The 21,076-nt window shown below is 70.8% G+C and carries 17 protein-coding genes; 8 read left to right on the forward strand and 9 right to left on the reverse strand.

All coding sequences use genetic code 11. The annotated features are described in order from the left end of the window. Entirely contained in the window at positions 1-2,838 is a 2,838-nt protein-coding gene (locus BN1197_RS03920) for an FAD-binding and (Fe-S)-binding domain-containing protein (protein ID WP_040156673.1), read from the forward strand. Between the two features lie 770 nt (positions 2,839-3,608). On the opposite strand, the gene BN1197_RS17030 is transcribed toward BN1197_RS03920, so the two are convergent. Beyond that, positions 3,609-4,286, reverse strand: a complete 678-nt coding sequence (locus BN1197_RS17030) for a hypothetical protein (protein WP_141397201.1) — start codon at positions 4,284-4,286, stop codon at positions 3,609-3,611. A 122-nt stretch (positions 4,287-4,408) separates the two neighbouring features. On the opposite strand from BN1197_RS17030, the gene BN1197_RS03935 reads away from it, so the two are divergent. The 4 genes from BN1197_RS03935 to BN1197_RS03950 all read left to right on the forward strand — a co-directional run bounded on the left by BN1197_RS03935 (position 4,409) and on the right by BN1197_RS03950 (position 9,044). Then, positions 4,409-5,269, forward strand: coding sequence for a hypothetical protein (locus tag BN1197_RS03935; RefSeq protein WP_040156288.1), 861 nt, complete (start codon positions 4,409-4,411; stop codon positions 5,267-5,269). Between the two features lie 313 nt (positions 5,270-5,582). Further along, positions 5,583-6,527 (forward strand): hypothetical protein, encoded by a 945-nt coding sequence (locus BN1197_RS03940; RefSeq protein ID WP_040156291.1) that lies wholly within the window; start codon positions 5,583-5,585, stop codon positions 6,525-6,527. A gap of 275 nt (positions 6,528-6,802) precedes the next feature. Beyond that, entirely contained in the window at positions 6,803-7,216 is a 414-nt protein-coding gene (locus BN1197_RS03945; protein WP_141397202.1) for a hypothetical protein, read from the forward strand. A gap of 484 nt (positions 7,217-7,700) precedes the next feature. Further along, on the forward strand, positions 7,701-9,044 hold the full coding sequence (locus BN1197_RS03950) for an AI-2E family transporter (protein WP_141397203.1): 1,344 nt from the start codon (positions 7,701-7,703) through the stop codon (positions 9,042-9,044). On the opposite strand, the gene BN1197_RS03955 is transcribed toward BN1197_RS03950, so the two are convergent. Continuing rightward, positions 8,936-9,979: a hemolysin family protein gene (locus BN1197_RS03955; protein ID WP_040156295.1), complete on the reverse strand. Its 1,044-nt coding sequence runs from the start codon at positions 9,977-9,979 to the stop codon at positions 8,936-8,938. The genes BN1197_RS03950 and BN1197_RS03955 overlap by 109 nt on opposite strands. After that, a complete protein-coding gene (locus BN1197_RS03960; RefSeq protein ID WP_040156296.1) occupies positions 9,976-11,358 on the reverse strand; it encodes a hemolysin family protein in 1,383 nt (460 codons plus the stop codon). The genes BN1197_RS03955 and BN1197_RS03960 overlap by 4 nt, the downstream gene beginning before the upstream one ends. Positions 11,359-11,565: 207 nt before the next feature. On the opposite strand from BN1197_RS03960, the gene BN1197_RS03965 reads away from it, so the two are divergent. After that, entirely contained in the window at positions 11,566-12,621 is a 1,056-nt protein-coding gene (locus BN1197_RS03965; protein ID WP_052465998.1) for a glycoside hydrolase family 26 protein, read from the forward strand. A gap of 60 nt (positions 12,622-12,681) precedes the next feature. Here the strand turns inward: BN1197_RS03965 and BN1197_RS03970 are convergent, their stop codons facing one another. Then, on the reverse strand, positions 12,682-13,620 hold the full coding sequence (locus tag BN1197_RS03970) for an alpha/beta fold hydrolase (RefSeq protein ID WP_040156297.1): 939 nt from the start codon (positions 13,618-13,620) through the stop codon (positions 12,682-12,684). A gap of 879 nt (positions 13,621-14,499) precedes the next feature. On the opposite strand from BN1197_RS03970, the gene BN1197_RS17035 reads away from it, so the two are divergent. Then, on the forward strand, positions 14,500-14,745 hold the full coding sequence (locus tag BN1197_RS17035; RefSeq protein WP_141397204.1) for a hypothetical protein: 246 nt from the start codon (positions 14,500-14,502) through the stop codon (positions 14,743-14,745). 2 nt (positions 14,746-14,747) lie between these two features. Here the strand turns inward: BN1197_RS17035 and BN1197_RS03980 are convergent. From BN1197_RS03980 to BN1197_RS04000, 5 genes are all read right to left on the reverse strand, one after another. Continuing rightward, a protein-coding gene (locus BN1197_RS03980) for an IS3 family transposase (RefSeq protein WP_095999840.1) occupies positions 14,748-15,913 on the reverse strand; the annotation gives its coding sequence in 2 pieces (ribosomal slippage) (positions 14,748-15,626 and positions 15,629-15,913; 1,164 coding nt in all). A gap of 3 nt (positions 15,914-15,916) precedes the next feature. After that, positions 15,917-16,276, reverse strand: coding sequence for an HAAS signaling domain-containing protein (locus BN1197_RS18075; RefSeq protein ID WP_082043601.1), 360 nt, complete (start codon positions 16,274-16,276; stop codon positions 15,917-15,919). Further along, positions 16,273-16,611 (reverse strand): PadR family transcriptional regulator, encoded by a 339-nt coding sequence (locus BN1197_RS03990; RefSeq protein WP_082043602.1) that lies wholly within the window; start codon positions 16,609-16,611, stop codon positions 16,273-16,275. The genes BN1197_RS18075 and BN1197_RS03990 overlap by 4 nt, the downstream gene beginning before the upstream one ends. Positions 16,612-17,221: 610 nt before the next feature. After that, on the reverse strand, positions 17,222-18,457 hold the full coding sequence (locus BN1197_RS03995) for a hypothetical protein (protein WP_040156307.1): 1,236 nt from the start codon (positions 18,455-18,457) through the stop codon (positions 17,222-17,224). 32 nt (positions 18,458-18,489) lie between these two features. Beyond that, a complete protein-coding gene (locus BN1197_RS04000) occupies positions 18,490-18,984 on the reverse strand; it encodes a hypothetical protein (protein WP_040156309.1) in 495 nt (164 codons plus the stop codon). Between the two features lie 406 nt (positions 18,985-19,390). Between BN1197_RS04000 and BN1197_RS04005 the strand changes: the two genes are divergently transcribed. Continuing rightward, positions 19,391-19,960 carry a hypothetical protein gene (locus BN1197_RS04005; RefSeq protein WP_141397205.1) on the forward strand — a complete coding sequence of 190 codons (570 nt, stop codon included), beginning with the start codon at positions 19,391-19,393 and terminating at the stop codon, positions 19,958-19,960. Positions 19,961-21,076 lie beyond the last annotated feature (1,116 nt).

The raw sequence follows: 21,076 nt of genomic DNA on the forward strand, positions 1-21,076 counted from the left end.
CTGCCCGATCTGCGCACCGATGCGACGACCCGCGCCGCGTACGTCAGCGACGCGTCCATCTACCGGCGGGTGCCGGCAGGAGTGGTCGAGCCGCGTGACGCCGCCGCCGTGCGCGAAGCCGTGCGGTGGGCGCGGCAGGAGGGCATGGCCGTCACCTCGCGCGGCGGAGGAACGTCGGTGGCGGGCAACTCGATCGGCACCGGCCTCGTCATCGACACGAGCCGCCACCTCACCGCGATCGACGTCGACGCCGAGAACCGCACGGCCACCGTTCAGCCCGGGGTCGTGTGCGACTCCCTGCGCGAGGCCGCTCGCGCCCACGGGCTCACGTACGGCCCCGACCCGTCGACGCACTCCAGGTGCACGATCGGCGGAATGGTCGGCAACAACGCGTGCGGATCCCACTCGGTCGCCTGGGGCACGTCGGCGCAGAACCTCCACGCGGTGCGCATGGTGCTGGCCGACGGTTCGGAGTTCGAGGCCCACCGGGGCGGTTGCAGCGACCCTCGCATCGAGGCCGACCTGCGCGCCCTCGTCACCGAGAACGAGGACCTCATCCGCCGTGAGCTCGGCCGGTTCCCGCGACAGGTCTCCGGCTACGGGCTGCACTACCTGCTGCCCGAACACGGCTTCGACGTCGCCAAGGCCCTCGCCGGCAGCGAGGGCACGTGCGGCGTGTTCACCGAGCTCACGGTCGCACTCGTCGAACCGCCCGCGGCGACGGTGCTCGTCGTCCTCGGCTACGACGACGTCTTCGCCGCCGCGACCGACGCGGCCCGGCTGCGGCTACCCGGCGTGACGACGATCGAGGGCATGGGCGCCGACCTCATCGCGGCCCTGCGCACCCGCCCCGGCCGCGAGGACGCCGGCTCGACGCTGCCCTCGGGGCAGGCCTGGCTGTACTGCGAGGTCGGAGGCACCGACGACGCCGACGCCCGACGCGCGGCCGAGGAGCTCGTCGCCACCGCGCGTACGTCCGCCGCACGCGATCGCGGCGACGCGTTCCGCCTCGTCACCGACCCCGCCGAGACGCGCGCGCTCTGGGGCATCCGCGAGGCGGCGGCCGGCATCGCCACCCGCCGCGCCGACGGCGGCGAGGCGTGGCCGGGGTGGGAGGACTCCGCGGTCCCGGCCGAGCACCTCGCCGACTACCTGCGTGACCTCTACGCGCTCATGGATCGCATGGGCCTGTCGGGCATCCCCTTCGGCCACTTCGGCGAGGGCTGCATCCACGTGCGCATCGACTTCGACCTCGGCAGCGAGCAGGGCGTGGCCTCCTACCGGGAGTTCATCGAGAACGCCGCCGACATCGTCGCGGGCCACGGCGGCTCGGTGGCCGGTGAGCACGGTGACGGGCGCGCGCGTTCCGAACTGCTCTCCCGCATGTACTCCCCCGAGATGCTCGCCCTGTTCGCGCGATTCAAGGGCATCTTCGATCCCGACGACGCCCTCAACCCGGGGGTGCTCGTCGAGCCCGAGCCGATCGACGAGGGCATCCGCCCCGGGCCGGGGTTGCGCACCCACGTCACCATCCCGGTCCACGCGCTCGGCCGAGACGGGGGCGACTTCGCCTCCGCGGTCAACCGCTGCGTCGGCGTCGGAGCCTGCCGCTCCGACGCGGGCGCGATGTGCCCGAGCTACCAGGCCACCCGTGACGAGGTGCACACCACGCGCGGCCGTGCCCGGGTGCTCGCCGAGATGCTGCGGGGTGAGTTCCTCACCGACGGTTGGCGCAACGACGACGCCCTCGAGGCGCTCGACCTGTGCCTCTCGTGCAAGGCGTGCGCCACTGAGTGCCCGGTCAACGTCGACATGGCCACGTACAAGGCCGAGTTCCTCCACCACCACTACGCGCGGCGGGTGCGCCCGCTCTCGCACTATTCGATGGGGTGGCTGCCGGTCGCGGCGGCCGCGGTCACCTCCCTGCGGCTCGGTGGGGCCGTCAACCGGCTCATGCGCATCCGCCCGATCGAACGCGCGGTCATGGCCGCCGCGGGCGTCGAGACCCGGCGCCGCATGATCGCGTTCGCCGAGCACCTGCCCTTCCAGGGCTGGTTCCGCGAGCGCGCTCGACGCGGCGACGGCCCGCAGGTCGACGACTCGCCCGCGCGCGAGACCCTCGTCGTCTGGCCCGACACCTTCACCAACCACCTCACGCCGCAGGTCGGGGTGGCCGCGGTCGAGGTGCTCGAAGCGCTGGGCCACGAGGTCGTCATCCCGACGGGGCCCGTGTGCTGCGGACTCACGTGGCACTCGACCGGCCAGCTCGAGGTGACCAAGGCCGCGTTGTGCCGCACCCTCGACGCGCTCGAGCCGCATCTGGACGCAGGTCACCGCATCGTCGGACTCGAGCCGTCCTGCACGGTCATGCTCACCGAGGCACCCGAGCTGCTGCCCGACGATCCACGAGCGGAGCGTCTCGCCGAGCTCGTCACGACCCTCGCCGAGGTCGTCGCCCCGCATGCGAACGACCCGGAGTCGCCCTGGCCCTTCGACGAGGTCGACGCCGCGGCGGTCGCGCAGGTCCACTGCCACCAGAAGGCCAAGGGCACCTACGACCCCGACACCGCGGTGCTGCAGCGCCTCGGGGTCGATCTCGACGTCGTCGGCGGCGGCTGCTGTGGCCTCGCCGGCAACTTCGGCTTCGAGCCCGGGCACTACGAGGTCTCCCAGGCGTGCGCCGAGCGCGAGCTGTTCCCCAAGGTCGAATGCTGTGGCGAGAGTGACCTCGTGCTCGCCGACGGGTTCTCCTGCCGCACCCAGATCGCTCAGGGCACCGACCGCACCGCCACACACCTCGCCGAGGTTCTCCGCCGGGCCCTCCGCGTGAGGTCGTGAGGCGCGGGCGTTACGACCGACGACGCTGCGACGGCGGTGGGACGACGGCGCGGTGAGAGCGATCGGGACGGCGACGTCAGGGTCGACGGTCAGGTCGAACGCTCGGGGCCGAACACGGAAGTGCCGGGGTGACGATCCCCATCGTCACCCCGGCCATCGCTTCCATGCGATGAGGGTCTTCGTGTCGATCCCCCATTCCATCCCCGACCCGCGCCGATCCCACCGGCACGGGGTACTGCCATGACGTATGCCGACCCCCGTCGACAGCCGTCGTCGTCCGTCCCCACGGACGCTGCCATCAGCGAAGAAGGTCCCCACCCTCTTCCGACGGCCTGAACGCCGTCGACAGCCGTCGTCGTCCGTCCCCACGGACGCTGCCATCAGCGAAGAAGGTCCCCACCCTCTTCCGACGGCCTGAACGCCCCCGCGCCCCCGCAGATCGAGCGTTCCCCACGCCCTCCCTGCCGTCCGGATGAACCGGACGCCCGTCCTGATGCCTCATTTCTACCCATCGAGACGATGCCGTTTCCAGCACGTCCCCCGGGATTGGGATACATGACCCGTCACGTCGGACGCGGTGCGCCCCGCCGAATCTCCCCGCGAGCCCCGAGAGGGGTCGGATCCCGCCGGACCAGGTCACGACTCAGTTGTACAACCGTCCAGGACGCCCGATCAACGCGTGCGCCGCCGGCAGGGATGATCCGTCGAGCACCGATGGGGCGGCGGCGGACTCACCCCCGAGTCTTTCACCTTGGTGGAGGGCCGGGTCCTCACTGCGTGGTGGGCGACCAGGTGAGGACACCACCGCTGCCGGTACCCACGACGCTGCCGCGGTACCCGCGGCCGCTGAACGCGAGCACGCCCGCGGTGTCGCTGACGATGCGGTAGCCCGCCCCCGGCAGCGCAGAACGGTAGTAGGAGAAGAGCTGTGCCTCGCCCGGGGCGGACATGACGACCGATCCGCCACCGTTGGCGAACCCGCTCGTCGCCTCGATGCGCGTGCGTTCGGGAAAGGCGACGCCGACCGGCATGTTCTGGATCGTGCGCCCGTCGACCTGCACCACCCCACCCTGGGGCGAGCTCTGACCCGTCGAGGCGCTCGGGGAGCCGGTCGACGTTCCGGATGTGCCCGCACCCGTCGACGGGCCCGTGGTGCCCGGCGCCGGTGACGCCGTGTCGGTGCTGCTCGTCGCGGACGGCCCGGTGGAGGGTGATTCGGAGGAGCCGGGTGACATCGAGTCCGTGTCGGAAGAGGGCGTGGGGCTCTCGGAGCCGACCGGCATCCCGCTCATGCTCGACGACTCGGTGGCGGTCGCGGTGTTCGACGGCGTCTCCGCGCTGCCGCTGCCGCTCACGAACCGGCCGAAGGGGTTGTCGCCGCACCCGGCGAGGGTCCCGAGGAGTCCGGCGGTGAGCGTCAGCGCGGCCAGGCGGCGGGTCGGGGTCATGGCTCCTCCTCGGTGAGTGTGTGTGCACACTCTGCCGCCTGGGGCGGTCGGCGACCACTGGTGCGGCCTGCCCGGGTAGTTTTCGCGACGGAGGTGGGAGGGGCCCGCCGAGGGGGTGCGTCGTGCGAGGTGAGCCCGCGCCGTGGAGCGCCGCCGCGCAGACCCGGCTGCTGGGCGGCCTGCGGGCCGGCGAATCCCCGGCCCGCCTGTGCCGTGACCTGGGTCGAGACCCCGCCGACGTGCGACGCCGCCTCGGCGTCCTCCTCGGTGACGCCGTGGATCCCCGGGCCGGGGACGACGCGACGACCGACCTCGACCTCTTGTGGCTGCGAGTGCGCACGGGCGATGTCCTCCCGGTACCGCTGTCGCCGGAGGCCGTCGCCGACCTGTGGCAGACGGGCACCGGTCTCGAGCTCTCCGACCGCGAGCGCGGCGAGCTCGCCGCCGATCCGCTCGTCCCCCGACTCGCGGAGACCGGTCGCCACGCCCTGCGCACCACCACACCCGAGGTCGTCGAGGCGTCGGGCATGCTCGACCTCGCCGACTGGCTCGAGGCCGCGAACGACCACGACGCCTCGGCTCACCTGGGCGCCCCACGCGCGGCCCTCGCCGCGACCGTCGACGACATCGCGCCGGCCGGGTCTCGAGGAGCGCTCGCCCGACACCTCGGGCTCGACCCGCCGGATGCCGGGCCACGGGCGGAGGTCGATCGACGTGAACGCGCCCTCGGCGTGCTCGATGCCGTTCGCGCCGCGTCGGTTCCCGGGCGTCCGGCGGCCGTGCTGCGGGATCTGCTCGCGAACCCCGAGTCCGTCCGCGACCTCACCCGCGATCTCTCCGGCGGATTCGCCGTCGCGACCACCCTCGCGATCCTCGGCGGGCGCCACGAGAGCGACGCCCTGCGCCTCGCGGGCCGGATCCACACCCGTTGGAGCACCCCGCCCAACCTCGGGCGGGGCGCGATCGTCCGCGTCGGGCTCTGATCACCTCGTCGATCACCCGCGTCGGGCGCACGGTGCCCGCCGAGGGTCGCCCGGACAGGTGTGCGGGCATCCGTGCACCCCGCACACGGGCGGCATCGAGAGCCGAAGGCGTGCACCGTCACGACGCCCATCCCGTCCACGCGGGGGTTTCCGCCGGGCGACTCGCGGCCGAAGTCCGGCCTCGACCGCCGTCGCCCACCGCAGCTTTCCCGTGTCCTGTACTGCTCTTGACCTTTTTCGGACTCAAGTCCGGCGCCGCATGGCCGACGATGGAGCAGAGCGGTGCATCGGGCCCGCGCGTCGGAGGTAGGACATGGCGATCGATCGCCCGCAGCGGGCGGGGGTGCAGCGCGCCGCCCGTCAGGTCGGTCCTGCCGGGTTCGATCTGCGAGAGCAGCAGCTCGCCGACGCCATCCACCACCACGTCATGTTGCGCGACGCGTGCCTGTCACCGTCGGCGCAGATCGCCGACAAGCTCGATCGCCTCCGCGAGCCCTCGCCGATCGGCGCGGACGATGTGGGCGGCCTCGCCGGGCGGGTGAGCATCGTCGCGCAGATGTCCGGCATCCGACGGCACATGGCCGACACCGGCGCGCTGCTCGCGTGCGAACGGCGCCGCCTCGTGCTCCTCGACGTGCTCGCCGCCCTTCCCCACGCGCCCGAGGACGGGATGCCGTGGGCGCGCAATCCCGTCGACCTCGTCGGCGAGGCAGCGGCCGGCATCGGTTACTCGGTGGCCGACGTGCGCCGACTCGCCCGCACGCTCGACGTCTCGCGGGCCGGGTTGCCCCCGGTCGAGATCGGCCCCTCGACCACCCGCACGTTCGCCGAGTCCCTGCGCGGAGTCCTCCAGTTGACGCCGGGCGCGGCCGTGGCCAACGCCATCCTGCTCCTGCTCGACCGGGTGCCGGAGGCGTGGACGCCCTCCGCCTGCGGGGCCGTGCTCCTCGATCCCGGCCCGCGCGTCCTCTGCCGCTTCATGGGCACGCTCGTCGCTCGCCACGACCTCGCGGCGTTCGGCGACGACCTCGCCACGTTGCGGGTCGCGGCCGACCTCAGCCCGACCGTGCGGCGCTACGCCTCCGTCCTGCTGCCGCAGCTCGCCGAGGACCTCAGCACGGTCGCCGCTCCCGCGGCCGAGCACGAGGTACTCACCCTCGCCGCAGACCTCGCCGGTCGCACCGCCGAACTGCTCCCCCGGGGCTTCCGTCGATTCGACCGCGCGCCCCGCACCACCCGGTTCGTCATCGCCGACTGACCACGCGAGCCCCCGCGCCGAACGGATTCACCCCGGCACCTGCGTGCCATGCTCCGCCCACGCGGGCGGCGCACGACGACCGGCCCTGGTGGCGTCTCGACCTCTGATCTGCTCGGCCTCTGGTCACCTCGGCCTCGGATCTGCTCGACGTCGGGTCGCCTCCGCGCCTCGGCGTCTTACGACATTCACGCCGAGTTCATCGCGGGGACTTCGTTCCACGGTCGCACGGTCGATTGGAGCACCTGCACTGCTACGACACCTCGAAAGGATCCGCCTTGCCCATGCCCTCCCTCGTCGCTCCCGACCTCGCCCGTCCGCGAGGCCGCGGCCTGCGACCCACGCCCGAGCGCGCGACGGCGGCCGGCATGCTGCAGCGATTCTCCGAGAGGGTCGGGGTCACGCTGCGCCCCGGCTCCGTCGTGCTCGACAGCGGGGCGCGCATCCTCGTCGACGGCGCCACCGCCGACGAGTCGCTGTACGTCGAGGCCCACGGGCCGCAGAGTCCGGTGCCCGACATCGACCTCGCGCTCATCGTGCAGGACGTCTTCAAGCTCGCGCTGCTGCGCAGCGTGCGGCCGGATGCCCGGGCCGTCGTACTCGTCGCCGATGCCGGTGCGCGCGAGACCGTCGCCGCGTGCATCGCCCGCACCCCGGCCGCCGACCTCGTCGAACTCGTCGTCTGCTCCTGAGGCAGAACAGCGAGATCCCGCGCTCGACCGTCGCTCCCCGGAGTGGACCCGCACGGCGAGCACGCACCTCGCGGGCTCGTTGTCGGTGGGCAACCCGCCGGTCTTCCGGCCGGGAACGGCGTCTCCGGTCGCGTCCCGTCGAACAGGCTTGCCGCGCACCGGGGTCCGGACACGAATCGGCCCGGCGCCCTCCGAGGACGCCGGGCCGCTCGCGCTTCTGCGCGCTCCTCGCAACGACGGCGGCCGGTGTGATCCGACCGCCGGTGCGACTCTCCACCCCGGGTGTGTCATTCATGTCATCGCTCGTCGAGGCGACGGCGTTACGCCTGTCGCTGGAGTTTGCCTGTTCGATGCCGGACGGTTATCCAAGCGGTGACCTGCACCGCACGGCCGGGCGACTTGCCCGCTTTGTCGCCCGCCTCGTGGAGCGGCGGTCCACGAACGTGGCCCCGCGCACCACCGCGCGTCTCCTATCGTTGGCGTCGTGGGAGCCACCCGTCGACGCCGCGTGCCGATGCGCCGCGGCCTGAACCGGCTGCGTCGGACGCCGGGGGCCGCGGTTCGCGCGGTGCGCCGGCGCATCCCCCGGGCTCCCTCGGGACCGCTCGTGCCACCGGCCCCGCCCGAGGTGCCGCAACTGCCGCCGGAGCCGAACACCGAGCCCGTCGTCCGCACGCGCTGGCCGCACTTCCTCACGGTGACCGTCGGGGTCGCCTGCTTCGTCGTCGCGATGGCCGGGCTTCGGGCCTCCGCCGAGATCGTCGCGCCGGTGTTCCTCGCACTCAACCTCGTCATCGCGAGCTACCCGCTGCACGGGTGGCTGCGGGCGCGGGGGCTCCCGAGCATCCTCGCGGCCACGATCACCGGACTGCTCGTCATCGTCGTGCTCGTCGCGTTCTTCGTGCTGCTCGGATGGTCGATCGCCTCGCTCGTGCTCGAGATGCCGCGGTACGTGCCCAAGATGGAGCAGCTCTACCTCGATCTGCTCTCCCAGCTGGAGGCCCAGGGCATCACCGAGCAGCAGATCGTCGAGTCCGTCCAGACCGGCGTCACGGACCAGTGGCAGAACTTCGCCCAGCAGGGCATCGCGCTGTTGCAGGGCGTGCTCGCGAACCTCACGGGGGTGCTGTCACTGCTGCTCGTGCTCGTCACCGTGCTGTTCTTCCTCACGATGGACACCATCGGCATCTCGCGCCGGTTCGACCTCATTCGTGAGAGCAGCCCGCACACCGCGGCCGTGTTCCGCGACTTCGCCCGTGGCGTGCGGCGTTACTGGATCGTCACGACGGTCTTCGGTCTCATCGTGGCGCTGCTCGACGTCTGGGTCCTCGTGACGATGGGCATCCCACTGGCGCTCGTCTGGGGCGTGTTCTCGTTCCTCACCAACTACATCCCCAACATCGGGTTCGTCATCGGCCTCGTCCCTCCCGCGCTGCTCGCGCTGCTCGACAAGGGGCCGACCGACATGCTCCTCGTCGTCGTCGCGTACTCCGTGCTCAACTTCGTCATCCAGTCGCTGATCCAGCCCAAGGTCGCGGGCGACGCGGTCGGGGTGACGCCGACGGTCTCGATCATCTCGCTGCTCTTCTGGACCTGGATCCTCGGTCCGCTCGGCGCCCTGCTCGCGCTCCCGGCGACCCTGCTCGTCAAGGCCGTGCTCATCGACGGGGATCGTCAGGCGGGCTGGGTGTCGTACCTCATCGCGAGCAACCCCTCCGCTCAGCCGCGCCCGGGTACGACCCTGGTCGCGTCGCGGACCTCGCCCACGAGCGCCTCGAGCACGTCCTCCAACGCGACGACGCCGCCACCGGAGGCGCCCTCGACCTGAGCCAGGTGCAGGCCGGCCTCCTTCATCTCGTCCATGACGGTGCGCAGGCGGGCGTCGGCCTCGACGCGGCCGAGACGGTGGATGCGCTCGGGCGGTAGGGGCACGTCCCGCATCGCCGGGTCGGTCGAGAGCACGTCCTTGAGGTGGACGTAGCCGGTGAGCCGGCCCTCCTCCCGGATGGGAAAGCGGGAGAACCCCGTGCGGGCGGCCAGCGCCTCGAGTTCGGCGACGGTGATCCGGGGGTCGGCGGTGACGAGCTCGGCGGCCGGGATCATGACGTCACGCGCCGTCATCGTCTCGAACTGAAGCGCCCCTTGCAGCAGCGAGAGCTCGTCCTCGTCGAGGTGCCCCTCTCGCCCCGACTCGACGACGAAGTGGCGAACCTCCTCGTTGGTGAACGCCGAGGTCACCTCGTCCTTGGGCTCGACTCCCCCGGCACGCAGCACGAGGTTGGCCGTCGCGTTCATGAGCCGGATGACCGGTCGAAGCGGAATGCCGACGAGGAACAGCGGCGGGCCGAGGAGCAGGGCAGCGCGGTCGGGACCGGCCAGGGTGATGTTCTTGGGCACCATCTCACCGAGCACCATGTGCAGGTAGACGACCAGGACGAGCGCGACGACGAGGGCCGTGGGATGGACGAGCGAGGCGGGCAACCCCGCGGCCTCGAACGGCACCTCGAGCAGGTGCGCGACGGCGGGCTCACCCACGGCGCCGATGCCGAGGGAGGCCATGGTGATGCCGAGCTGGCAGCAGGCCAGCGACAGCGAGACGTGCTCCATCGCGCGCAGGGTGGCCCGGGCCGCCCACGATCCCCGCGCCGCCACGGGTTCGATCTGCCCGCGACGGGCCGAGACGAGAGCGAACTCCGCGCCCACGAAGAAGGCGTTGACGAGCAGCAGGACGACGAGGGCGACGAGCGCGCCGGCGGTGCTCATGCCTGCCTCCCCACGGCGGTGGCGACCGAGGCCCGCGGGCGACGCACCCGCACGTGCAACGAGGCGACCCGATGCCCCTCCATCCGCATGACCGTGACGTCGACGTACGCGGGGGTGGGCAGGTCGACCTCGTCGCGGTTGACCTCGTCGACGGCGTCGAGCACGACCCGGTCGCCGGGCTCCGGCATGCGGTCGAGCATCTCGGTGACGAGACCGCCCAGGGTGTCGGACTCGCGGCCCTCCGGCAGCTCGAGCTCGAGGAGGTCGCCGAGCTCGTCGGGCCGAAGCAGGCCCGAGACGACCCAGGCGCGACCGCTGCGGCGGGAGAGGATCGGATCGCGGTCGTGTTCGTCGCCGATCTCACCGACGATCTCCTCGACGAGATCCTCGAGCGAGACGATGCCCGCCGTGCCGCCGTACTCGTCGACGACGATGGCGAGCTGCAGGCCGGGTTCGCGCAGTCGCCGCAGGAGAGGGTCGAGCGTCATCGACTCGGGCACGACCTGGGCGTCGACGACGACCTCGGTCACCGGTGTCGTCGCCCGCTGTTCGAACGGCACCCCGACGGCCTGTTTGACGTGGACGAGCCCGACGATGTCGTCGACGTCGTCCCCGGTGACCGGGAACCGGGAGTGGCCGGTGCGTCGCGCCGCCTCGACGACGTCCTGCACCGACTGCGTCGAGGTGAGGAAGTCGACGCGTGGGCGCGGTTTCATCACCTCGCCGGCGGTCCGACGCCCGAACTCGATCGAGCGCGCGACGAGCTCGGCGGTGCTGTCGTCGAGCGTGCCCTCGCGTCCCGAGCGCCGCACGACCGAGCGCAACTCCTCGGGCGTGCGAGCCTGCGCGAGCTCGTCGGTCGGCTCGAATCCCAGGAGGCGCACGACGGCGTTCGCTCCGGCGTCGAACAGGCGCACGACCCAACCGAAGAGGGTCATGAACACGGTCTGCGGCCACACGACGAGCCACGCCACCCGCGTCGGCTGCGCGATGCCCCAGTTCTTGGGCACGAGCTCACCGAAGACCATCTGGGAGAACGTCGCGATGACGAACGCCGCCGCCAACGCCACCGCCGTCGCCGCCGGGCCCGCGAAGTCGAAGGCGCCGAACGCGCCGACGAGCAGAGTGGCGATCGACGGCTCGGCGATGAAGCCGACGACCAGACTCGTCACGGTGATGCCGAGCTGCGCCCCCGAGAGCTGCGAGGAGAGCGTGCGCAGGTGTCCGTCGAGGCGCCGCGCCCGGTCGTCGCCCTCGGCCGCACGGCGTTCGACCGTGCCTCGATCGACCGTGAGATAGGAGAACTCGACGGCGACGAAGAGGGCGTTGAGCGCGACGAGGAGGACGACGCAGCCGGTGAGGATCCAGGCCGTGGTCATGGTGTTCAGGATAGGGATCGTCGCCGGCCTCGCCGTAGGGCACGGGCGAGCGAGGGGGCGGGACCGAGCGCGACGCGCTGACGAACGCCCCGGGGCGGGCCGCGGGCGGGCCGTCGGCGTGCGCGGGTGGCCATCGGCGCGAGGGAGTGGGGCGTGCTCGTCCCCTACGATGACGTCACGTCACTGTTCCACGGGGGAGGAATCGACATGAGGTTGCGCGTCCGGCGGGGGGCCGTCGCGGCCGTCTCGGCCTGCACGTTGTTACTGGCGGCCTGCGTCGGTCCACAGAACGGGCCTCCCGAGCCGTCACCCACCTCGAGCACGAGCAGCCGCACCCCCCGCCCCAAGCCCGCCGAGCCCAAGCTCGGCGTGCAGAGCGGCATGAAGTGGGACAGCGGCGTCGTGCACAACAAGGCCGAGCTGTCCACGGAGTTCGAGCAGCTGCGCGGCCGACCGCTCGACGTCATCGGCGTCGCTCCCACCCGCGACACCTGGAAGAGTCTGCTCGACGCCTGGTGGCTGAGCGACAACTCGATTCCGCCGGGGTTCGAGGGCACCCTCAACGTGGCGTTGCCGCTCTTCCCGAACAACGGGTCGATGGCCGACGCGGCGAGCGGCCGTGACAACGCCCGCTGGGAGCGGATGGGCCGGCTCATCGCCTCGAAGTACCCCACGGCCTACGTGCGCCCCGGCTGGGAGATGAACATCGTCAACTGGCCGTGGCGCGTGACCGAGAGCAACACGGAGGAGTACAAGGCTGCGTTCCGCAACGCCTCGACGTCGCTCAAGAAGGGCGGCCCCAAGCTCCGGGTCGTGTTCAACCCCAACGAGGGCAAGGGCAACTCCCTCCCCGACGCGACGCTGGCCTACCCCGGTGACGACGTCGTCGACATCATCGCCATCGACGCCTACGACTGGAGCCCGCCGTACATCGACGAGGGCTCGTGGCAGAAGCACCTCACCCAGCCCGGCGGCTGGGACTTCTGGGGCGAGTTCGCACGTTCGCACGGCAAGCTGTTCGCCGTTCCGGAGTGGGGGGTCATCACGGGCTCGCCGAACTCCGGTGGCGACAACGCGCAGTACATCGAGCGGGTCATGAGCTGGATGGATTCGAACTCCGACATCATGGCCTTCGACACCTACTTCGACGAGCGCGAGGAGTACTGCCGCTGCTCGCTCACCCAGAACCCCCAGGCCAGGCGGGCTTACCTCGAGCAGATGAAGAAGTGGATCGTGCAGCCGCCCAAGGGCGCGAAGAGCTGAGGCGCCCGGGGGGCAACCCCGAGGGCCATGGCCTGACCGGGGGCGGCGAGGCCCGGCCGTTCAGCTCGCGGCCCGCGCCTGTACGGCTCGCACCGCGCGGGCCACGGCCTCGGCGCCCGCGGCGCCGAGCACGATCGTGTAGTGGTTGACGCCCTCGACGTCCTCGAACACGACCGTGGGGAACCGAGCCCGCAGCCCTTCGACGGTCTCGGGCGCATAGAGGCCGGGCGGGTCGTCGACGAACCCGCGCGGTGCCCGCAGGAACACGACCGGCACGTCGATCTCGCCGTCGGCGAGCGCGCGCAGCGCCTCGGCGTGCTCGGTCGAGCCCATGACGTCGTGCTGGTCGGCGACGACGGCGTCGACGACGGCGCTCGCGTGGCACTCCGGCGGCGTGCCGGTGACGTCGTACCGCGCGTATCCGGCGGCGACGTCCGACCAGTCGTTCGCGAACGCGGGGTGGGCGCGGAACAACTCGACGTACTCCTCCGGCGAGGCGAACCGAGCCTCGAGACGCGCCCGGATGAGGTCGAGCCCGGCCAGCGTCGTCTCCTTCTCGGCCTCGGCGAAGGGGAAGCCGCCGTCGACGAGGACGAGGCCCGCGACGAGCTCGGGGTGCCGGTGGGCGAAGACGAGAGCGACGAACCCGCCCATCGAGTGACCGACGACGACGACCGGCCGGTCGCGGGCGGCCTCCCGGATCACCGCCGCGACGTCGTCGGCGTGTGCGGCCAGGCCGACGTCCGGAGGCAGATCGCGAGAGCGCCCTCGTCCCCGCAGGTCGGGCGCGAGAATCTCGGTGTCGGCCAACTCGTCCACGACGTGCGGCCAGGACATGTGGTGCGCCGTGATGCCGTGGATCGCCACGACGGGCGCCGGGGCCGAGGCAGCGTGCTCGGTGCTCGCGGCGGCTGAACTCGTCTCGGCCGCGTCCGGGGACCACCTGCCGACGCGCAGGGTTCCGCCCGCCACGGGGACGTCGATCGTCGAGTACGTCATGCCTCGTTCGTACCCCACCACCGGAGCCGGGACAAGGGTTGCGCGTGGCCGCGATCGGCGGCACAACTCGCCCGTCGGCGTCCTGATAAGGGCCGTGGGATGGTCCGATTCGTGGAGAGTGTGTGGGCACCACGCGCCGATGGAGTCGAGATTGGCGTGGTCGCCTTCGGTGAGCATCATCCGGCGGCGGGGCTGCGGGGTCGCTGGCATGTGCAGGTGCGGGGTGGCCTGGGTCGTGAGGCGATTGTGCTGACGGGTCCGATGTCGGAGGAAGAGGCGCGGACGGAGGCTCGGCGGCTGTGGGAGTCATATCGGCCGGGGCAGTGAGCGGGGGTGTCGTCCATGGCCGCCGGGACCAAGGCGCGGCCTCGGGTGCGGGAGTGGCGGTCGAGAGGGGTCACCTCGGCGATGCTGAGCACTATGGGGCGGCCGCGCTGGTTACCGACCCCGCCTGAGGGCTGCGGCGCAGACCCCGAAGAGCAGCGGCACGGCCAGCAGGGGCAGAATCTTGGCGCCCGAGATGGCATCGGCGCAGGCGGTGGCAGCCAGGAGTGCGCCGGCGGGGGCTTTGGCGGAGAGGGGCGAGCGGCGGGTGATTGCCCACGCGCAGGTGAGGGTGAGGGCCAGGGCGCCGAGCAGGGGGGAGATAGCGTGCAGCCCCAGACGGGTGACACGGCTGACGATCAAGCTCTGTGGCCACCGCAACGTCCGGAGCTCATCCCCGTCTCAGCAGCGCGCCCTGATCCTCACAGATCCGAGTCCGGAGTCTTGGAGTGGCGCCTAGGGTTACCAGTGACAAAAACGGCCACGATCTCCGCAGCTATGGCGGGTGTGAAGAATGCGCCTAACGTCAAGGCGGTGACTGCTACATATGCAGTCATGAGTGCGGCCGTTGAGGCCGACATCAAACGTCCCCACCGGGCGGGAAATATCAAGGGCAAGGCCGTCAGGATGACGGGAACAATGGCCGCCAGTACTGCGGGGAGCCCCATGCTCGAGAACGCTGAATTGGCTTCGACGCCGTGCTGTCCGCTGCTCGTCTCGAACGTAGCTATTATCACCGGAACAAACAGGAGGAACAATGCGGCCAAAACGGGACTGCTGCGCGCGATGGGACATCGGTGATGTCAGGCCGCGGCAGCGGTCTGTGAGGTTCTGATCGTCTCGAACTCGATGGGCGTGAGGCGTCCCAGCCGGGCTTGCCGGCGGCATCGATGATAGGTCTTCTCGATCCATGTGACGATCGCGATGCGAAGTTCGTCTCGGGTGGACCAGCGTTGTCGGTCCAGGACGTTCTTCTGCAAAAGAGCGAAGAAGGATTCCATGGCGGCGTTGTCCCCGGCCGCACCGACCCTGCCCATGGACCCGACCAAGCCGTGCCGGTTCAACGCGTGCACGTACTTGCGCGCTCGGAGTTGCGAACCACGGTCCGAATGCACCACGCACCCAGCCGCATTCGAGCGACGCGATACAGCGTTGTCCAACGCGTTGACCGCCAAGCGTGCCTTCATTCGTGAGTCCATCGAATAGCCCACGATCCGCCCCGAACAGACGTCCTTGACCGCGCACAGGTACAGCTTGCCTTCCGCTGTGGCGTGCTCGGTGATGTCGGTTAGCCACACCTCGTCCAGGTCGCCGGCGGTGAAATCACGTCGCACGAGGTCGTCGTGGACAGGCGGTCCGGGCCTCTTGCCGGTTTTCCCGCGCCCCTTGCCGAACGCGCTCCACCAGCGGTTATCCCGGCAGATCCGCCACGCGGTCCGTGCCGCCATCGCGACTCCGACGTTGCCGGCTTCGTCGTGCAGGAAGCGGTATCCGAACTCGGGATCGTCCAGGTGGGCCCGCCACAGCGCGTGGGCCCGGTAGGCCCCCTCGAGCTCGACATCGGTGATCGGCTGCGCGATCCACCGGTAGTAGTGGCCACGACTGAGTTTCAACACCCGGCAGGTCACCGCCACGGGAATCCCTTCGGCAGCAAGGTCACGGACCAGCGGGAACATCATTTTCCCGGCAGATTCGCCTGCGACAGATACGCCGCTGCGCGGCGCAGGATCTCGTTCTCCTGCTCCAGAAGGCGGTTGCGGCGGCGCAAATCACGCAGCTCGGCGGACTCACTGGCAGTCGCACCAGGGCGGGTGCCGTCCTCGATGTCGGCCTTACGCATCCACTTGTTCAACGTCATCTCGTGGATCCCGAAGTCCTTCGCCACTTGCGCCAGGGTCACACCCTGCTCGCGGTTACGGGCCACGCGCACGACGTCGTCACGGAACTCCTGCGGGTACGGCTTGGGCATGCTTCATCCTTCCAGGCCTGCCCACGGCAAGCCAGTTCGGATGTCCCTAACCGTGCAGCAGTCCCCTGCGGCAGTAAGGGCTAGCACCTGGAACGTCCCACGTGGGCTGAGCCGTGAAGGCTTAGCGCTGCGGCCGGTCTCATCCTCGTAGGATTCGAGGGCGCTAGTGGCAACCTGTTCAGGAGTGCCCAATGCCGATAGCACCTCGGATTCGCTGGACCCGCGTGACTCGGAGTGGTGAATGTGGGCCTCTAGCTCGCTAAGTAGGCTCTTGCGGTGGGCAGATGGCAGATCTCTGACTTGCCGTGAAACATCGCGCAGATAGCGCTGGCTCGAGCATAGCTGCAGGTCATGGTTCTTCATGTCGCACTCCCAATTATCTCGTCGACTGACCGGGTTATGGATCTCCAGACACGCTCGAACGAACGCAGACGTTCCCGCCCCACAGGCGTCAAGGCGTAGTAGCGACTCGCGCGACCGTTGGTGGACTCGCGCCAAGTCGCCTCCACCAATTCTGCCTTGCGCAGACGTGACAAGAGTGGATAGAGGGTTCCCTCACTCGCTATGAGCGAATTAGCATGGAGGGTTTCAGAGAGGTCTAGTCCGGATTGGGGCTGCTTGTTGAGCAGGCCCAGAATGCAGAACTCAACAATTCCGCGGCGCAGGTTCGTCTTCATCGCCGTCTCGTCAGTGACCATGCGACATAGAGTAGCCTTGTGTCGCAAGGGTGACAGGTCGCGGGGCGGACTCATAGATGCCTACCTGCATCCAGGATCGGCATCGCGAGGGTTGGGCTTGAACTTCGCGGATGATGGTGCCGCCGTGGTTCCTGTGCAGCGGGTAAGCCGAGGCCTCGGCGGCTTCGCAGGTGGCGTGCGTGGAGGAGGGCAGCCAGTGACGGCTTGGGCCCGTCGCCCGACCTACGAGCAGCTCTGGGCAAGCGGGGTCGACCCGGCCGCGGATACCTTCTTGGGCAAGTACGCCCCGACCGCCTCGGCCACGATCAGTATCGCCACCGGTGTGCAGGCCCGCTTGCTGCTGAACCGGGACGCTCTGGGGTTGGCGCTGGTCGAGCTGCGGCAGAACACCGGTGACCTGGCGGGTGCCGTCGAGCTCGCCGAGTCTTTGGATCCCTCCGCACCGGCGGCGGTATCCCTGGCCGAGCTGTACGGGCTGCAGCAGCGGTGGGAGGACGTCGTGGATCTGACCAACGGGTTGAGCGCTGTGGACGACTTCACCACCTACTTGCTCACCCAGCGGGGGACCGCGCTGCGGGAGCAGGGTTACTACAAGGCCTCCCCTGAGGCGTCAGGCGTGCCGGGAGTCGAAACGGCGGGTGATCGCCGCCGCGATGTCGAGGTAGGCCTCCCGCGTGCTGTTCTGCAGGCTCTCCCAGTCGAGCAGGGCTCCGTCGGCCACGTGCGGGTCGGCCGGCGCGACGATGACGTCGCCCGCGCGGGAGAGAAAGTCGAGCACGGCGTCCTTGTCCACCGACCCGGAGACGATGTCCTTGGCGGTGAGCACGACGATGCACGTGCGCGCGAGGTGATCGAAGCCGTTGTCGGCGAGCCAGTCGATGGTCTCGGCGGCACGCTTGGCCCCGGTCACCGACCACGCGGCGGGGATGACGGCGGTGTCGGCGAACCGCAGCACTCCCTCCATGAGCGGATGGGTGACGCCGGTGCCGCAGTCGACCTGCACGAACGAGTAGTACCGCTGGACCACGCGCATGACCGCATCGAAGTCCTCGGCTCGCAGGGAGTCGCCGAGTGTCGGGTTGGGCTCGCCGGGCAGCACGGTGAGCCGTTCGCGGGTGGCCGTGTACCGCGACAGCGCCTCGAGGCTGTCGATCTCGTCGATGTGGTGCGCGAGGGCCGCGATGCACGAGAGCTTGTCACCGACGAGACGCTCGGCGAGATCACCGGCATCCGGGTTGGCGTCGACGGCGAATACCGGGTCGGGTCGCAGGGCGGCGAGCGCGAGCGAGGTGGCCGCCGTCGTCGACGTCTTGCTGATGCCGCCCTTGAGGCAGAAGAACGCCGTGACGTGCTTGCCTCGCAACTGGGTGGCGATCTGCTGCTCGCGATCGCGCACGCGCTGCTCACGGTCGCTGATGCCGGGGTTCCAGCGTCCGCCGGTGGCGCGGAAGGCGAGTGCCTGCCAGCCCGAACGCGGCCGCGGCGTGGCCGGGCGGACCATCGGGGCGGCGGATTCCGGACGCGAACGCTTCGATGTCGCCGGTTCGAGAGTCGGTCGGGCACGAGACGCCCGCAGGTCACCGCTCGGCGGTGGCCCCTCGGTGCGCGGCCCGGTCCCGACGGACGGCTGGGCCTGCGCCGTCTGTGCGGCCTCAGCGGTCTGCTCGACGTCGGCCGGTGCCTGCGGCCGGGCCGAGGACGACGATGCCTCGCCTGCTGCGTACACGACGGGCTCCTCACGGCGCCAGGGTCGTTCGGGCGCCGGGTACCGCGTGGCGTCGGGTGCGGGCCGCGGGTTGGCGGGCTTGGCGGTGGTGAACGGTCGGGATGGTCCTGCGGGTGTCATCGGCGTCTCCTTGGTGTGACGAGGCGGGCGGTTCACGAGGCGCGGGCGCGCTCACGTCGGCGGGCGGCGGCGTTGTGACCGCGGCACTCGTCGCACCGGCAGCCGCGGCGGTAGCGCGAGAGACTGCCCTCACCGCGCGGGTGGCGTGGGCGTCGTTCGGTCTCGATGCCGATGTCGGCGACCCGGGTGCCGAGGTCGGCGGTGCGGGTGTTGACGAGCTCGGGGAACAGGCTGCGGCGCTGCGCCGTGGTGGTGGAGGCGCGGTATCCGACGTCGTTCATGCGGATGGCCTCGCGCAGGCACGAGGACCATACGGGGCAGGACTCGCAGATGGCCATGAGCGTGCGCGGAACGGTGTCGGCCTCGATCTCGGGGGTCCACGCGGTGGCAGGGATACCGAGGGCTCGGGCGGACGCGCAGGCGGCCTCGCCGTCGGCGCTCGTCGCGTCTGCCGCCTCGATGCGGGCCACGATCTCGGGGCTGACGAAGGGGTGACGCCGGTGTGGTCGTTGGGTCGTGAAGGTCACGACGACTCCTGGTCGGGGGGAGGGGAACGACCGGAGTCTCACCGCGTTGCGCTGCTCATGTCAAGTAAAAAAGGTCATCCACCTGCGCTGATGCTCAACTCTTGAACAACCGTCCTGGACGATCGCAGCACCCGGGCCCCGCGTCGAGCTCGTCAATCCGATTGCCCCGGGCGGCGGCTGGGGCCCCGAGCACGGGCGAGGCCTACTCGAGACCGAGTGCGGCGTTCGCCGAAAATTCATTCCGAGCGGACCCACATGCCTGCGGCCCTGCAGCTGCGCCGGCGGCAGGGTGCGGCCATGTCACGGGGGGTGCGCACGCCCTCCACATGCGGCACCCACAGCCGTCCGCCCCGACCGGCGACCTCGTTAGGCTGAGCCGCAGTGACGGTCCGGGGAAGAGGTGGGGATGACGACCGAGGAGCGACGCGCCGCCCCACTCGCGCGCCTCGCCCGACAGGGGGGTGCCACCCGGCCGGTCGACGGGGCTATGGGCTCGGGCGCCTCGACAGGACCGGTCGATTCACCGCCCGCCCCGACCCCCGCCCCCGACGCGCCGCCGGCGGGGTACATGACCGCCGAGATGATCGCCGAGGAGCTCGCCCGCATCACCGGCAAGTCCTCGGTTCGCGCCTCGACCATCCGCGGCATGGCGAGCCGCGATCAGATGCCCGCCCCGACCGACCTCAAGTGGGGGCGTCGCACCCTCTGGGATGCCGCCCAGATCGCGCTCTGGCTGCAGCGACGCGAGGCCAAGCACGTCTCCGAGCCCACGGTCCGTCAGATCCAGCGTCGCCTCACCGAGCTCGACGACCACGCTCGCCGCACCGGCAACGACGCCTGTCTCAAGGAGGGAGTCCGCGACGCCCACCAGCGCGGCCTGTCCTACCAGCAGATCGCCGACGCCATCCGGGTGAAGAACGGCGACCACCACCCCACCCGCGAGGCCGTCCGCACCCGTTTTCGCCGGTACCTCTAGGGCCGAGGGAGGTCGAGCACCCTCCCGGCCAGGCGGGAGGCGGATCCGGCACAAGCGTCGCCGTCTCGCATATTGAGATCGGTTCTGTCGGAATCACCCTGCCTGCGCCGTGATCACAGGCGACCTCCAACAGCGACCCACAAGCGTCCACGCGCTCCCTACGGTCTCGACGTCCGCACCTTCTGCGTACGTTCTGCCGACCTTCTGCCTGTACGGAGGACCTTCGTGGCCCATCGCACGACCACCGGACGCCGACTCGGCGTCGTCGCTGCTCGCACCGTGGGCACGTCGATCGCCCTCCTCGCCGCGACCGCGGCCACGGCACACGCGGTGGAGGGCGACGAGGTGCCACGGGACACCCCGGACGGAGTCGCCGCCGAGGCCGCGGCCGACGTCCCCGGCACCGACGGGCAGGCCGAGGGCACACCGGCGGAATCCTCGACCGAGCAGCCCACCGACCACCCCGGATCCGACGGAGCGAACCACGTCGACGAGGCCCCCGGCACCGACTCCCAACCCCCGCATGAGGAACCCGGGCACGACGACGCACCCGAGTCGCGACACGACGAACCGGACGCGACCGAGGTGGCTCACGAGGAGACGAGCGGCGGGGCGGGCGACCACCGAGAGGTGGCTCACGAGGACGCCCGCCAGGAGGCTGCTCGCGAGGAGGCCCACCGGCAGGAGTCGAGCGGCGGCGAGTCCGGGCGCGAGGACGAGACTGAGACGCCGGAGACGACACCACCAATCGAGGCTCCGAACCGCGAGACGGACGAGTCGCCGGGCGACACGCCGGTGGAGAACGATTCGCAGCCGAGTGAGGCGCAGGCGAGAACACCGCAATCGAACGAGGCGCCGGGGAACGAGCCGCGGTCCAACCAGTCGCCTGACGCGGTCGGCCAGGACCGCCCCTCCCACGAGGATTCAGCGGGCGCAGAACCTCGGCAGGAGCGTTCCGCACAAGGCTCTTCGAGTGAGGGGCCTGGTGCCGGCGACGGTGAGCGCGCCCCGGAGCACCCGCAGGCCACCGAGCACCTCGACGAACGACCTGGGGAGCCTTCCGGCCTGGCGACAGCCCCCGCCGCAGCGGTGAGCGACCCGTCGAGCACGGGCAAG

The sequence above is a fragment of the Mobilicoccus massiliensis genome (genome assembly GCF_000826525.2).
Lineage (GTDB): Bacteria > Actinomycetota > Actinomycetes > Actinomycetales > Dermatophilaceae > Mobilicoccus > Mobilicoccus massiliensis.